Raw genomic sequence first — 13,560 nt, forward strand, 5'->3', positions numbered from 1 at the left:
TCCCGCCGGCCCCCTCGGGGCGTCAGAGGACGACGACCGACACCAGCCCGGCGAGGCCGAGCAGGGCCGTGCCCGCGCACATCACCGCGATCCTGCGGCCGTGCCGCAGGCGGGGCTCGGTCGTGTCGAGGTGCCGCGACGTGTGACGGGCGTGCCGCGTCGCGAACCACCACAGGGGCGGCGTGAGAGCCAGGGCGATCGCCGCGGCCACCAGGAACGACGTCGCACCGTCCACGCCCGGCAGCGTCTGCCACGCCACCGCGCACGCCGCCGTGAACGACAGCAGCGTGCGGCGCCAGGCCAGGGCGGTGCGCTCGGCCTGCAGGCCGCGGTCGCGCTCGGGGCCGACGAGCGGCGGGTCGTACCGGTTCTCGGGCGTCTTCTCGGGCATCGCGGGGCCTCAGTACAGCAGCAGGGCGAGGAGCACGAGCACGCCCACGACGGTGATGGTCGCGACCAGCAGGAACCCGGTGAGCGCGCCGGGCAGCGGGCCGTGCTCGCGCATCGCGCGCTCGGACCTGGCCCACTCGACCGCTGCCGCGACGGGCACGACGGCGCCCGCCACGAGCAGCACGATCGACGCCGCGAAGCGCAGGTGCGGCTCCATGGGCAGGTCCAGCGCCTCGAGCGCCGTACCGCCGGCGATGAGCCCCAGCGCGGTGCGGAGCCACGCGAGGATGGTGCGCTCGTTCGCGAGGGAGAACCGCGGGTCCGGCTCGGTGCCCTTCTCGTACACCCAGCGGGGGAAGCGTTCGCGGCTCACGAGGCCCGAGCCTAGCGACCCTCCCCACCGCGGGCTCGCCCGCCCACCGGGCCACGCCGCGCGAGGGGGCAGGCGTCGGTGGCGGTGGCTAGCGTCGGCCGCATGACGACGGACTTCCTCGCGCTGCACCGGCCCGGCGACCCGCTGCTGCTGCCGAACGCGTGGGACGCGGGGTCCGCGCGCATCCTGCAGTCGCTCGGCTTCGCCGCGGTCGCGACGACGAGCAGCGGGTTCGCGGCGACGCTCGGCCGCGCGGACGGGGCGGTGACCCGCGACGAGGCGCTCACGCACGCCGCCGCCCTGGCGGCGGCCGTCGACGTCCCGGTGAGCGCCGACCTGGAGAACGGCTTCGCGGACTCCCCCGCCGAGGTCGCGCGGACCGTGGCCGACGCCCGCACGACCGGGGTGGCGGGCGGCTCCGTCGAGGACGCCTCCGGCCGCGTCGACGAGCCGGTGTACGACCGCGCCCTCGCCTTCGAGCGCGTGGCGGCCGCGGCCGAGGCGTCCGGCGACCTGGTGCTCACGGCCCGCTGCGAGAACCACCTGCTCGGCCGCGACGACCTCGGCGACACGATCGCGCGCCTGCAGGCCTACCAGGACGCCGGGGCCGACGTGCTCTACGCCCCCGGCCTGCGTGACGTGGACGCGATCGCGACGCTCTGCCGCGAGGTGGACCGCCCCGTCAACGTGCTGCTGGTGCGCGGCGGTCCCGGCCCGGCCGAGCTCGCTGAGGCGGGCGTCGCGCGGATCTCCGTCGGCGGCACCTTCGCGTGGAACGCCCTGTCGGGGCTGGTCACCGCCGCCCGGGAGCTGCTCGCCGGCGACGTCGGCTTCCTCGACCGCACCGGCCCGGCGCGTGACGTGATGGCCCGGGCGTTCCGGGACTGACGCGCGACCGTCGACCCGCGTGCCGGTCGCTGCATCCGCGACGCCGCCAGCGGCGGAAGAGGAGTCGGGTGCACCGGCACCGGCGGCCCGCACCGGGCCGTCCCTCGTGGTTCCACGAAGGAGTCGATGATGATGAAGCTTCGATCTGCGGCCAGGACGACCTGGGCCGCGGCATGCGTGGCGGCCCTCGGGCTGGTGGGGACGGCGGCGACGGCGGCGCCGGCCGCAGCGACCGCCCCGGCCGGCACGACCAGCCTGGCCTCGGTGCTCGCCGCCGACGGGGACACCTTCGACCGCAACTGGTACGACTTCGATGTCGTCGACCAGGCGGTCGCCGCCGTGCTGAAGGCCAAGCCGGACAGCCCGGTCGCGGTGCTCGCCGACGGCACGGTGCCGCTGACGGCCTTCCTGCCGAACGACCGCGCCTTCCAGCTCCTCGCGTTCGACCTCACCCATCGGTGGGAGCGCACCGAGCGCGGCGTGCTCGATCGGATCGCCGGCGCGGTGGGGGTCGACGCGGTCGAGCAGGTGCTGCTGTACCACGTGGTTCCGGGCGCGACCATCGACGCACGCCAGGCCGTGCGGTCGGACGGCGCCCGCCTGACGACCGCGCAGGGGGCCACCTTCCGTGTCGACGTCCTGAGCCGCTGGGTGCCGCTGGTGCGGCTCGTCGACCGGGACCGCAACGACGTCGACCCGTTCCTCGTGCGGAGCAGGCTCGACCTCAACCGCGGCAACGTGCAGATCGCCCACGGCATCAGCGCCGTGCTGCGGCCGCTCGACCTCTGACGGGCTCCGCCCCCTCGCGTGAGGGCCCCGCCGCGGGGACGGCGGGGCCCTCGCTCGTGCCACGACGACTCGTCCACCAGACCGCTAGCCAGGAAAGAAATACAAGCATCAACCACAGTGCATCCAGGGGCCGCCTCCCGCCGGAAGAAGAGGTGTCAGGACCGGGCCGCCGCCGACGGGGGCCACCACATCGGGAGGACACCATGGAACGCACCGCACGACGCAACGCCGCACTCGTGGGAGCAACCACCCTGGCCGCGCTGGCGCTGTCCGCCGCAGGCGCCGCAGGGACGGCCGTCGCGGCCACCGACGACGGGGCCGTGCTCTCCGTGATGCACGGCGTCCCGGACACCCCCGTGGACGTCTGGGTGGACGACGAGCTCACGGTCGACGACTTCCAGCCCGGGGACATGGCGGGTCCGCTCGACCTGCCGGCGGGGACGTACTCCGTCGCGATCACCGCCCCGGACGCCGAGGACACGAGCGATCCCGTGATCGGCCCGATCGACCTCGACCTCGAGGCCGGCGGGAACTACACCACCGTCGCGCACCTGGACGCCGACGGCGGGCCGACCGCCACGCTCTTCACCAACGACACGTCCGCCACGGCCGCCGGCGAGGGCCGCCTCACCGTGCGGCACGTCGCCGCCGCGCCGGCCGTGGACGTCCTCGCCGGGGGCGAGGCGGTGGTCAGCGGGCTGGCGAACCCGGAGGAGAAGTCCCTCGACCTGCCGGCCGGGACCGTGTCGGCGGCGGTCGCCGCCGCGGGCACGACCGAGCCCGTGCTCGGGCCCACGGACGTCGAGGTCGCCGAGGGCGTCAACACGATCGTGTACGCCTGGGGCAGCCTCGACGACGACACGCTGGCCCTCGCCACCCAGACGGTCGACGGGCTCCACTCCTCGCCCGACGGCGTGCCCGCGGGCGTGTCCGGCCTCGCGGCCGGTGCCGCGTCCGACCTCCAGGCGCCGAGCAGCACCTTCAGCACGGTCGCCCTGCTGACGGGCAGCGCGTTCGTGGTCATGTTCCTCGTGATCGCGGCGTACGAGCTCGTCCGGGCGACCCGGGTGCACGCCCGCGAGCACGCTCACCGGCCGGGTGCGACCCGCCGATGACGTCGCACGCCCGCTCCGCCGCGGCGCGGGAGGTCGGCACCGCCGCCTCCCGCGCCGTGGCGGTCGCGCTCGCGCTCGTGCTGTCCGCGTGCGCCCCGCCCGCCGAGCACCGGCCCGTGGCCGTGCAGGACCCGCCTCCGCAGGTCACCAGCACGCCCGCGGCGTCGCCCGGCGCCGCACCCGCCGGAGGGGTCGCCCGCGTGCCCGTCCGGCCCGCGCGCGACGTCCCGGCCCCGCCCCCGGCGGCGCCGACCCGCGTCGAGGTCCCCGCGCTGGACCTCGACGTCCGCGTGCGCGCGGTCGGCGTCGACGAGCAGGGCCGCATGGACCTGCCCGGGTCGGCCGACGTCGCCGGCTGGTACCGGTTCGGCTCCGCGCCCGCCAGCACCGCCGGCGCCACGGTCGTCGCCGCGCACGTCGACGACGAGGACAGCGTGGGGCCGTTCGCCCGCCTCGTCGCGGCCGAGCCGGGCACCACCGTGCGCGTCCGCACCTCCGACGGCGCCACGCACACCTACACAGTGGAACGGAGCGAGTCCACGGCGAAGGCCGACGTCGCGACCGACCGGCTGTTCGACCGGTCCGGCCGGCCGCGCCTGCTCCTCGTCACCTGCGGCGGGCGGTGGGACGCGGACGCCCGCTCGTACACGGACAACGTCGTCGTCACCGCGGTGCCCCGCCGGTGAGCGGAGCGCTGGCCGGCCGTGCCGGCCGGTCCTACGATCGGCCGTGTCACCGCGGACGTCCGTCGGCCGCGGACCCTGGCCCACCCCGAGGACACGCCCTGAACCGCGACGACGCCGAGACCGAGGACGCGGGCGTCGACGTGCGGCGGCTCGGGGAACGGTTCGCGGCCGGGGACGAGGTCGCGCTCGCGGAGGCCTACCGCCGGTGGGCGGCGCTCGTGCACACGATGGCGCTGCGCTCGCTCGGCTCCCGCACGGACGCCGAGGACGTCACGCAACAGGTCTTCGTCTCGGCCTGGCGCGGGCGCCACCGGTACGACCCTGAGCGGTCCCGGCTGCCCGCGTGGCTGGTGGGGATCACCCGGCACGCCGTCGCCGACGCCCACGAGGCCCGGGCCCGGGTGCGCCGCTCGCAGGACGCCGCCACGCTGGCGACGCCGGCGCCGGTCACGGAGTCGCCGGTGGACCGTGTCGCCGACCGGATCGTGATCGAGGACGAGCTCCGGCTGCTGGGGGACCCCGCCGGCACCATCCTGCGGCTGGCGTTCTTCCGGGGGCTCACGCACACGCAGATCGCGCAGGAGACCGGTCTGCCGCTCGGTACCGTCAAGAGTCACGTACGGCGGGGCCTCCTGCGGCTCCGGGACCGGTTGGAGGTGGACGATGCCGCACATCGATGACGAGACGCTCGCGCTCTACGCGCTCGGCGAGGACGTGCTCGAGCCGGAGCAGCGCGCCCACCTCGACACGTGCCCCACCTGCGCGCGGACGGCCCAGGACCTCACCCGCGTCACGACGGGAGCGCGGCGGTCGGGGACCGCGCCCGAGCTGGTGCCCCCCGACCCCGCCGTGTGGGCCCGCGTCCACGACGAGCTCGCGCTGACCGCGGTCCCCGCCGTCCTGCCTCCCCCCGACGCACCGCGCACGCCGCCCGGCGAGGTGGACGCCGCCGTCCCCGACGAGCCGGCCGCCGTCCCCGACGAGCTGGCCGCCCGGCGCGGCCGCCGCGCCTGGTGGCCCGTCCTCGTCGCCGCGTGCACGGCGCTCGTCCTCGGGGTGGCGGGGGGCGTGCTCTGGGAGCGCCGCACCCTCGAACCGGCGGAGACGACGGTCGCGAGCACCGTCCTCGACCCGCTGCCCGACTGGGCGGGCTCCTCGGGGGAGGCCGTGCTGCAGACCACCGCGGACGGACGGCGCCAGATCCTGGTGACCGTGGACGCTCCCGCGCCGGCGGGCACCTACCGCGAGGTGTGGCTCCTGAAGCCCGACGTGAGCGGGCTCGTGAGCCTCGGCGTCCTCGAGGACGACCAGGGACGGTTCGACGTGCCCGAAGGGCTGGATCTCGCTGCCTACTCCGTGGTCGACGTCTCCGAGGAGCATCTCGACGGCGATCCCGCGCACTCCGGCGACTCGGTGGTCCGCGGGTCCCTCGCCACGTGACGGGTCCGCGGCCCGTCAGGCCCCGGTGACCTCCCGCAGCACGCGCACGTCCCAGTCGCCGAGGACCAGCTCGGTGCCGGCCGCGAGCACGGGGCGCTTGCCGTCCGTGCCGCGCTCGGCGAGCAGGTCCTCGACGTCGACGGGCAGGGTGAGCGTCGCCGTCCCCCACGCCCAGTGGTGCACGAACCGCACCGGCCCGTGCTCGCCGTCGGGGTCGAGGCCGCCCGTGACCGTCACCGACTCCGGCCGGTCCGTGGCCGCCACCCACGCGTCGGCGGCCGCCTCCGGGACCGCCCAGCGCACCAGCGCCTCGCCGAGCGCCGGGTCCGGGTGGGTGCCGACCACCGTGATGCGGCCGTCGCCGTGCGCGCGGGTCGTGGCGGCTGGCCACCGGCCGAAGTGCGGGTGCTCGTAACCGGCGAGCACCTCCGTGCCCTCGTCGGCCACCAGGCCGTCCACCCAGCGGCCGGCGCTCGCGCCGTCGGGCAGGTCGAGGGCCCCGCCCCGCACGGGCAGCGAGCCGACGGTGGAGAACTCGTCGTACGACACCCCGGCGGCCTCGGCGAGCCGGGCCGGCTGGCGGTCGGCGCGCGCGCGGGCCTCGGTGTCGGCGTAGCCGGTGCGGATGCCGAGCACCAGGTGCCCCCCGACGGCGGCGTAGTCCCGCAGCCAGTCGAGCTGCTCGTCGGAGGCCACGTAGAAGCCCGGCACCACGAGCACGGGCAGCTCGGCGACCGCGTCCGCCGGGGTGCGGTCGAACAGGTGCCGCGGGTGGATCACGCGCGCCTGGCGGCGGGCGTCGAACGCGGCGCGGTACCAGGCGTCGACGATGCGCTCGTACGAGCGGGCGTCGGGCTCGGTGCCCCCGAACGGCGGCTGGAACGCGAGCGCCCACTTGGAGTCGTTGGCGTAGAGGATGCCCAGGTCCGCCTCGGGCAGCAGGCCGACGACGTCGCCCCCCGCACGCTGGAGGTCCTGGCCGAGGTCCGCGACCTGCCGGTAGACGCGCCCGGGCCGGTTGCTGTGCGGCAGCACGCCGCCCCAGTAGGTCTCCGTGCCGTAGGGCAGGGTGTGCCAGTGCCAGTACTCGATGGCGCAGGCGCCGCGGGACACCAGCGCCCAGGCGGCCTGGCGCCACTGCCCGTCGTACGCGGTCTCGTTGAGGCTGGAGCCCCAGATCGACGCCGCGTCCGTCTCCGTGACGAGGAACGGCTCCTGCCGCGACGACCACATGCGGTCGGCGGTGCGGTAGACGGTCCAGGTGCCGGCCGTGTGCCACGACTGCTCGGTGTCCGGGTGGGCAGGGTCGGGCAGCGCCAGGTGGTCTTGCATCCGGTAGTACGCGTTGCCCGACGTGAGGTCGAGGACGTCGCCCACGGCGTCGTCCTCGAGGGCGGGACGGTCGTAGGCCATGCACGTGGTGACGAACTGGCCGGGTCGCGCGTACTCCTTGACGACCGACGCCTGCCACTCGATGAGCTCGGTGGTGAGCCGGGCCTGGAAGCGTCGCCAGGCGAGGTCGTACTGCGGCTGGGCGTTGTTGTCGGGCGTCCACAGGTCGGCCCACGTGGAGAGCCGGTGCGACCAGTAGGTGAGGCCCCACTCGGCGTTGAGGCGGTCCACCGTGCCGTAGGTGTGCCGCAGCTCGTCGACGAAGCGCTGGAAGACGCCGTGGTTGAAGAAGAGCTCGTTGCCGGGCTCGTTGTCCACCTGGTACCCGATGACGGCCGGGTGGTCCGCGTACCGCCCGACGACCTTGCGCACCACGCGCTCGGCGTGGAACCGGAACGCCGGGTGCGTGAAGTCGGCCTCCTGCCGGGCGCCCCACCCGATGCGGTCGCCCGTGGACCGCTCCCCTGCGATCTCCGGGTACTTGCGCGCCAGCCACATCGGCACCGCGTACGTGGGGGTGCCGAGGACGACGGCGATCCCGCGCTCGTGCGCGCCGTCGAGCACCGGCTGCAGCCAGTCGAGGTCGAACCGGCCGTCCTCCGGCTCCCACGTCGACCAGACGGACTCCCCCACGCGGATGACGGAGAAGCCCGCCTCGACCATGAGGTCGAGGTCCTCCTCCAGGCGGGGCGTGGGCTGGTACTCGAGGTAGTAGGCGGCGCCGAAGAGGACCTTGGGCGGCGGGTGGTCGGTCATGGTGTCCTTCGTGACGGGGGACGGTGGGGCAGGTGGGTGGCGGGGCAGGGCGGTCAGCCCTTCACGGCCCCCGCGGACAGGCCCTCCAGGAGCTGCTTGCGCAGCAGGAGGAAGACGATGATCATCGGCACGGACGCGAGGACGGCGCCGGGCAGCACGAGGTCGAACGCCTTGTTCTCCGACGCGTAGAGGATGTTGAGGCCCAGCGGCAGCGTGTACTGCTGCACGTCGGAGACCATGACCAGCGGCCACAGGAAGCTGTTGTACGACTGCAGGAAGCTCCACACGGCGAGCGCCCCGAGCGACGGCCGCAGCAGCGGCAGCACCACGCGCAGGAAGATGCGGAACTCCGAGCAGCCGTCGATGCGGGCGGCCTCGAGGATCTCGTCGGGCACGGACTGCACGATGTACTGCTGCATCATGAAGATGCCGAACGCCGGCGCCACCCACGGCACGATGAGCGCGAACCACGGCGTGCCGAGCCCGGTCTTGACGAGCAGCACGAACAGCGGCACGAGGATGACGGCGAACGGCACCGCGAGCGAGCTGAACATCACCGTGAACAGGGCCTGCTTGCCGCGGAAGCGGTACTTGGCGAAGCCGAAGCCGGCGAGCGCACAGACGAACACGGAGACGACGGTCGCGACGGTGGCGACGCCGACGCTCATGCCGAACCAGCTCCAGAACGGCTGGCTGCTCAGCAGGTTCGCGTAGTTCTCCAGCGTCGCCGTGGTGGGGATCAGGCGCAGCGGCTCGCCGAAGATGTCGGCGCGCGGCTTGAACGACCCGGACAGCGCGAACAGCAGCGGCAGCACGAAGACGGCGAGCAGCACGACAAGCAGGCAGTACAGCGCGACCCGGCGCGGGGTGAGGAGGCTGGTGCCCTCCGGTCGGCGCGGTCGGCGCGGGCGGTGCGGCGCCGGGCCGGACGTCGCGCGGGCCGGCCGGGCGGGGGTGGTGACGGTCGTGGCGCTCATGCGGCCCTCCCGATCTGCAGCGCCCGGTTGAGCAGCTGGCTGACGGCGAACACGATGACGAACAGGACGACGCCCGCGGCGGCGGCGTACCCGAACTGCTGGCGCTCGAACGCGGCGCGGTAGATGAACATCGCGACCGACAGCGTCGCCTCGCCGGGCCCGCCGCGGGTGAGGAGGTAGGGCTCGTCGAAGAGCTGGGCGGCGCTGATGAACGAGGTCACGACGACGAACGCGGTGACGGGCTTGATGGCCGGGAGCGTCACCGTGGTGAACTTCCGGACGGCGCCCGCGCCGTCGAGCTCCGCCGCCTCGTAGAGCTCGCGCGGCACCGCCTGCAGGCCGGCGAGGAAGAAGATCGTCAGGTAGCCGACCCAGCGCCACAGGAGCACGAAGCTCACCGACGCCTTCGCCCAGCTCGGGTCGGTCAGCCAGTCGACCCCGGGCAGGCCGAACAGCGCGTGCAGGATGCTGTTGACCAGCCCGTACTCGGTGTCGAGCAGCATCGAGAAGATCAGCGCGACGACGATGGGCGAGACGACCATCGGCACGAAGTACGTGACGCGGAACAGGTCGCGTGCCCGCAAGCCCTTCGCGTTGAGCGCCTGCGCGACGAGCAGCGCGCACGGGACGACGAGCACGACGGACACGAGGACGTAGATCCCGGAGTTGCCCGCCGCCGTCCAGAAGCTGGAGTCGGTGAGCAGGCCCGCGTAGTTGCGCAGGCCGACGAGCTCGGGCGTCCCGAGGCCCACCCAGGAGGTCAGGCTGAGGTACAGCGCGGCGAGGATCGGCACGATCATGAACAGCACGTACAGCAGGTAGAACGGCGCGATGAAGAGGTAGGGCGCACGCTGGGTGGCGGCCGACGGCGCGGTGCGCCGGGTGCCGCGGACGCTCCGGGGGGCAGGGGCGACGGCGCGCGCGGGGGCGGTGGTCGTGGCGGTGGACATGGGGACCCCTATCGGGCGGCCTGGCTGCGGAACGTCTCGGCGGCGCCGGACAGCGCCTCCGCGGGCGACCGGCGCCCGCGGTAGGCGTCGACGAGCGCGCCGGACAGGACGGTCTGCAGGATCTGGATGTCAGGGCTGAGGTAGACGGCGGGCGCCTCGTCGACGAGGTCGGCGAACACCTCGAACGTGCGCTGGCCGCCCAGGTACTCGTCCTCGACGGCGAGCAGGCGCGGGTCGTCGTAGACCGAGCGGCGGGTGGGCAGGTAGCCGAGCTCCGCGAACCGGCGCACCTGCTGGTCCGGGTCGAGGTAGGCGGCCGCGACGAACTGCGTGGCGGCCTCGGTGGACGGCGACCCGGTGATCGCGGCGAAGCCGGTGCCCCCGCCGACGGCGGTGCGCCCCCCGCCGCCCTCGAACGGCGGGAGTGGCCCGATGCGCCAGGCCCCGGCCTGCTCGGGGACGTTGGGCTTGAGCCCAAAACCCTCGTACCAGTTGGCCATCCACAGGCCGATGACCTTGCCCTGCTTGAGCGCGGTCTGCATGGACGGGCCGTACACGTCCGAGACGGTGGTCAGGAAGCCCGACTGCACGCCGTCCACGAGGAACGCCAGGACCTCCTCGGCCTCCGGCGTCTCGATCGTGAGCGCGCCGTCGGCGTCGAACAGGCCGCCGCCGCGCTGGAGCAGCAGCATCCAGAACAGCTGCACCACCTGGTTGAGGTCGGTGCCGGTGGCGACCGCGCCGAGCGACTGCCCGGTCTTCTCGTGCAGCCGGGCGCCGACCTTCGCGAGCTCCTCCCACGACTCGACGTCGGTGGGGATGCCGTGCTCGGCGAACTGGTCCTCGCGCCGGTAGTAGACGACCATCGGCACGTCGGAGTCGAGCGCGTACAGGTGGCCGTCGCGGCTGAACGGCGCCAGCCGGGCCTCGATGAGGTCGTCACGGACGTCGGCGACGGCGTCGTCCATCGGTGCGAGCAGCTCGGGGGCCAGGTCGCCGCGCAGCAGCCGCGCGAAGTTGCCGATCTCCAGGCCCGCCACGTCCGGCGTGCCGCGGCCGGCGACCGCCTGCGCGATGAGCTTGGTGACGAGGTCGTTCGCGCCGATCTGCGTCGGGTCGAGCGCGTAGCGGAAGGACGTCGCCCGGTCCGCGACCTCGATCGCCTCGGTGAAGAAGTCGACGTAGCCCTGGTCGTGGGTCCAGAACTTCAGGTCGACGGCGCCGGAGGCCAGGGGGGCGGCGGCGGTGCGCGTCGCGCAGCCCGCGACGGCCGGGCCGAGGGCGGCGGCGGAGCCGAGCGCGAGCGCGCCCCGCAGCAGGTCGCGCCGGGAGAGCGTCATGAGGGGTCCTCCTCGTCGAGGATGTCGGTGGGGATGCCCGCCAGGGGGCTCGCGATGCTGAGCCCGGCGCCCGCGCCGGGGTGTGCCGGCCGCACCGGGCCGCGGTCGGGGTGCGGGGCCGCCGTCGAGTCGCGCACGACCAGGTGCACGGGCACAGCGGTCCGGCGCGACGGGACGGGACGGCCCTCGATCGCCGCGAGCAGACGGCGCATGCCCTGGCGGGAGATCTCCGCGAAGTCCTGCCGCACGGTGGTGAGGGGTACGTGCTGGTAGGCCGCGGCGGCCACGTCGTCGAACCCGACGACGCTCACGTCGCGCGGCACCGAGAGCCCCGCGCGCTCGAGGGCGCGGACCAGCCCGATCGCCATGTCGTCGTTGGCGACGAAGACGGCCGTGAGGTCCGGCCGGGTGGCGAGCACCACGCCCGCCTCGTAGCCCGAGGCCGGGCTCCAGTCGCCCCGGATCACCTCGGGGACCGGGCAGCCCGACTCGACGAGCGCCTCCTCCCAGCCGATGCGGCGGTTCTGGGTGGTGCCCCAGCCCTGCGGCCCCGCCACGTGCCAGACGGTGCGGTGCCCGAGCCCGAGCAGGTGCTCCGTCGCGGCGCGCGCACCGGCGCGGTCGTCCGCGCCGACGAGGATCCATTCGTCGGACTCCTCGGGACGGTGCTCCAGGGCGAGCACGGGCACGCCGGCGGGCGTGCGGTGCACGGGCCGCAGGCTGTCGGCGGGCTCGGAGACGACGATGCCGTCGACGCCCCGGGCGGCGAGCTCGTCGAGGGCGTCGCCGACGTCGCTCGGGTCGCCGGAGCGGGTGTGCACCACGGCCACCGCGTAGCCCGCCTCGCGCGCCGCCTGCTCGACCCCGACGGCCATCTGGCTCGGCCCGAACAGGGCGCTGCCGGTGGAGACGAACCCGATGACCCGGGAGCGGGCGGTGACCAGGGCGCGGGCGGCACCGTTGGGCCGGAAGCCCAGCTCCTCGATGGCTGCCTGCACGCGCTCGCGGACGTCCGCCGAGACGTTGGGCTCACCGTTGACGACGCGCGACACCGTCTTCTGGGACACCTCGGCCAACCGCGCCACGTCGACCATGGCGGGCGGGCGCACCGCTCCCCTGCGTGCTCTCTCGGACATCCTGGCTCCTTCGCCGCCGGAGCCTGACTACGTAGTCAGACCGTCATAGGGAGGGAGACTGGCACGGCGCTGACTACGTAGTCAAGCCCTGGTGGCATGTTCGTTGGTCGACGCGGTCGCGCCTCGTCGCACGCACGACGCCGTGCTCGACGCGGTGCTCGACGGCGTGCTCGACCATGTCGCGGGACCGTCGGCTACGGCACCAGGCGCTGGGTGATCACCGACGCGCCGGCCCCGTGCTGCACGCGCGCGAGCGCGCCGTTCACCAGCGCGAGGTACGGGGGCACGTGCCCGCACTCGACCTCGGCGAGCAGCGGGATCCCGAGGTCACCGAGCGCGTCGCGCACCGCGTCGTGCTGGGTGAAGCCCTCCGAGTCCGGCGCGTACGTCCGGCTCACCAGCACCGCGTGCGCGGCGTCGAACCACCCGGCATGGCGCATCGCCCACAGCGCCCGGCCGACCTCGAGCGCCTCCCACTCGAGGATGTCGAGATACACGACCAGCCCCTCGGGCGCGTGCTCCGCCGCGAACCGCCGCACGTCGCCGTACGGGGTGCCGGCCAGCAACGACACCGTCTCCAGGCAGCCGCCGACCAGCCTGCCCCGGACGTCCACCGGCGCGGCCGGGTCCGCGCCGTCGAGACGCAGCCAGGGGCCCTCGGCGTCGAGCGTCCACGTCGACACCTCGGGCTCGTTCTCGTAGTCGTCCCAGCCCTGCGACCGCGACCGGAACCGCCGCGGCGAGCGCTGCACCAGCGCCTCGCCCGCCCGGGCCGACGCCGCGACCTCCCACCAGCCCAGGACGCCGTCGGGCACGGTGTACGGGGTGTCCATGAGGTTCTGGCCGTGCAGGGTCGCGACGCCCGTGCGCAGGGTCAGCGGCAGCTGGAGCGTCGAGGTGTCGGAGAAACCGACCAGCCACGTCGGGTCGGCAGCGAGCGCGTCCCAGTCGAGCCGACCCAGCAGGTCCGTGGCGAGCTCGCCGCCCCACGGCGGCACGACGGCGCGCACCGCCGGGTCCGTGAGCATCGCGGTGAGCTCGGCGGCCCGCACCTCGGCAGGCGCGCTGACGATCCCCGCACCCGAGAGCGTCTTCCCCAGGCGCACCTCGTACCCCTCGGCCCGCACTCCGTCGGCCGCGTGGCGCAGCCGTGCCTGGAGCCGCGGCTCCACGCCCGCTGACGGCGCGGTCACCCCGATCGTGTCGCCGGGACGCAGGGGCCGGGGGTAGCGGATCGTCATGTGCGGACTGTGCCCGACGCCGGCTGCCGCGGCAACGAGATTTGGCCGCCGAGCGTCTGTCCACAGGCGGACGTCGGGCCTGGCCAC

General features: G+C 74.7%; 14 protein-coding genes. 6 read left to right on the top strand and 8 right to left on the bottom strand.

Annotated features, from left to right (window positions below):
* Window positions 1-22: 22 nt before the first annotated feature.
* Both ACH436_RS13890 and ACH436_RS13895 read right to left on the bottom strand, forming a co-directional pair.
* Window positions 23-391: a DUF202 domain-containing protein gene (locus tag ACH436_RS13890; protein WP_430560782.1), complete on the bottom strand. Its 369-nt coding sequence runs from the start codon at window positions 389-391 to the stop codon at window positions 23-25.
* A gap of 9 nt (window positions 392-400) precedes the next feature.
* Window positions 401-763, bottom strand: a complete 363-nt coding sequence (locus ACH436_RS13895; RefSeq protein ID WP_430560783.1) for a YidH family protein — start codon at window positions 761-763, stop codon at window positions 401-403.
* A gap of 102 nt (window positions 764-865) precedes the next feature.
* Between ACH436_RS13895 and ACH436_RS13900 the strand changes: the two genes are divergently transcribed.
* From ACH436_RS13900 to ACH436_RS13925, 6 genes are all read left to right on the top strand, one after another.
* Window positions 866-1,651, top strand: a complete 786-nt coding sequence (locus ACH436_RS13900; RefSeq protein WP_430560784.1) for an isocitrate lyase/phosphoenolpyruvate mutase family protein — start codon at window positions 866-868, stop codon at window positions 1,649-1,651.
* Between the two features lie 129 nt (window positions 1,652-1,780).
* The gene (locus ACH436_RS13905; RefSeq protein WP_430560785.1) at window positions 1,781-2,440 is read left to right on the top strand and encodes a fasciclin domain-containing protein; all 660 of its coding nucleotides are present in this window, start codon (window positions 1,781-1,783) and stop codon (window positions 2,438-2,440) included.
* 203 nt (window positions 2,441-2,643) lie between these two features.
* Window positions 2,644-3,555 carry a DUF4397 domain-containing protein gene (locus ACH436_RS13910; protein ID WP_430560786.1) on the top strand — a complete coding sequence of 304 codons (912 nt, stop codon included), beginning with the start codon at window positions 2,644-2,646 and terminating at the stop codon, window positions 3,553-3,555.
* Window positions 3,552-4,241: a class F sortase gene (locus ACH436_RS13915; protein WP_430560787.1), complete on the top strand. Its 690-nt coding sequence runs from the start codon at window positions 3,552-3,554 to the stop codon at window positions 4,239-4,241. Before ACH436_RS13910 ends, ACH436_RS13915 begins: the two co-directional genes overlap by 4 nt.
* A 140-nt stretch (window positions 4,242-4,381) precedes the next feature.
* Entirely contained in the window at window positions 4,382-4,921 is a 540-nt protein-coding gene (locus tag ACH436_RS13920) for an RNA polymerase sigma factor (protein ID WP_430560788.1), read from the top strand.
* On the top strand, window positions 4,905-5,681 hold the full coding sequence (locus ACH436_RS13925; protein ID WP_430560789.1) for an anti-sigma factor domain-containing protein: 777 nt from the start codon (window positions 4,905-4,907) through the stop codon (window positions 5,679-5,681). Before ACH436_RS13920 ends, ACH436_RS13925 begins: the two co-directional genes overlap by 17 nt.
* A 15-nt stretch (window positions 5,682-5,696) precedes the next feature.
* On the opposite strand, the gene ACH436_RS13930 is transcribed toward ACH436_RS13925, so the two are convergent.
* The 6 genes from ACH436_RS13930 to ACH436_RS13955 all read right to left on the bottom strand — a co-directional run bounded on the left by ACH436_RS13930 (window position 5,697) and on the right by ACH436_RS13955 (window position 13,473).
* Window positions 5,697-7,829, bottom strand: coding sequence for a beta-galactosidase (locus ACH436_RS13930; protein ID WP_430560790.1), 2,133 nt, complete (start codon window positions 7,827-7,829; stop codon window positions 5,697-5,699).
* Between the two features lie 53 nt (window positions 7,830-7,882).
* Window positions 7,883-8,806: a carbohydrate ABC transporter permease gene (locus ACH436_RS13935; protein WP_430560791.1), complete on the bottom strand. Its 924-nt coding sequence runs from the start codon at window positions 8,804-8,806 to the stop codon at window positions 7,883-7,885.
* Window positions 8,803-9,756: a carbohydrate ABC transporter permease gene (locus ACH436_RS13940; protein ID WP_430560792.1), complete on the bottom strand. Its 954-nt coding sequence runs from the start codon at window positions 9,754-9,756 to the stop codon at window positions 8,803-8,805. The genes ACH436_RS13935 and ACH436_RS13940 overlap by 4 nt, the downstream gene beginning before the upstream one ends.
* Window positions 9,757-9,764: 8 nt before the next feature.
* Window positions 9,765-11,096: an ABC transporter substrate-binding protein gene (locus ACH436_RS13945; protein ID WP_430560793.1), complete on the bottom strand. Its 1,332-nt coding sequence runs from the start codon at window positions 11,094-11,096 to the stop codon at window positions 9,765-9,767.
* Complete coding sequence (locus ACH436_RS13950; RefSeq protein WP_430560794.1) at window positions 11,093-12,232, bottom strand: LacI family DNA-binding transcriptional regulator; 1,140 nt, start codon at window positions 12,230-12,232, stop codon at window positions 11,093-11,095. The genes ACH436_RS13945 and ACH436_RS13950 overlap by 4 nt, the downstream gene beginning before the upstream one ends.
* A 194-nt stretch (window positions 12,233-12,426) precedes the next feature.
* Window positions 12,427-13,473 carry a S66 peptidase family protein gene (locus ACH436_RS13955; protein ID WP_430560795.1) on the bottom strand — a complete coding sequence of 349 codons (1,047 nt, stop codon included), beginning with the start codon at window positions 13,471-13,473 and terminating at the stop codon, window positions 12,427-12,429.
* Between the last annotated feature and the right edge of the window lie 87 nt (window positions 13,474-13,560).

Origin of the sequence: Isoptericola sp. NPDC019693 (assembly GCF_044389085.1) — a bacterium.
GTDB lineage: Bacteria > Actinomycetota > Actinomycetes > Actinomycetales > Cellulomonadaceae > Isoptericola.

What these genes read in the sequence shown, in the direction of transcription:
- ACH436_RS13925 (WP_430560789.1), top strand. Translation starts at nt 4,905, where the DNA reads ATGCCGCACATCGATGACGAGACGCTCGCGCTCTACGCGCTCGGCGAG.
- ACH436_RS13950 (WP_430560794.1), bottom strand. Translation starts at nt 12,232, where the DNA reads ATGTCCGAGAGAGCACGCAGGGGAGCGGTGCGCCCGCCCGCCATGGTC.
- ACH436_RS13900 (WP_430560784.1), top strand. Translation starts at nt 866, where the DNA reads ATGACGACGGACTTCCTCGCGCTGCACCGGCCCGGCGACCCGCTGCTG.
- ACH436_RS13915 (WP_430560787.1), top strand. Translation starts at nt 3,552, where the DNA reads ATGACGTCGCACGCCCGCTCCGCCGCGGCGCGGGAGGTCGGCACCGCC.
- ACH436_RS13910 (WP_430560786.1), top strand. Translation starts at nt 2,644, where the DNA reads ATGGAACGCACCGCACGACGCAACGCCGCACTCGTGGGAGCAACCACC.
- ACH436_RS13940 (WP_430560792.1), bottom strand. Translation starts at nt 9,756, where the DNA reads ATGTCCACCGCCACGACCACCGCCCCCGCGCGCGCCGTCGCCCCTGCC.
- ACH436_RS13935 (WP_430560791.1), bottom strand. Translation starts at nt 8,806, where the DNA reads ATGAGCGCCACGACCGTCACCACCCCCGCCCGGCCGGCCCGCGCGACG.
- ACH436_RS13890 (WP_430560782.1), bottom strand. Translation starts at nt 391, where the DNA reads ATGCCCGAGAAGACGCCCGAGAACCGGTACGACCCGCCGCTCGTCGGC.
- ACH436_RS13905 (WP_430560785.1), top strand. Translation starts at nt 1,781, where the DNA reads ATGATGAAGCTTCGATCTGCGGCCAGGACGACCTGGGCCGCGGCATGC.
- ACH436_RS13945 (WP_430560793.1), bottom strand. Translation starts at nt 11,096, where the DNA reads ATGACGCTCTCCCGGCGCGACCTGCTGCGGGGCGCGCTCGCGCTCGGC.
- ACH436_RS13930 (WP_430560790.1), bottom strand. Translation starts at nt 7,829, where the DNA reads ATGACCGACCACCCGCCGCCCAAGGTCCTCTTCGGCGCCGCCTACTAC.
- ACH436_RS13955 (WP_430560795.1), bottom strand. Translation starts at nt 13,473, where the DNA reads ATGACGATCCGCTACCCCCGGCCCCTGCGTCCCGGCGACACGATCGGG.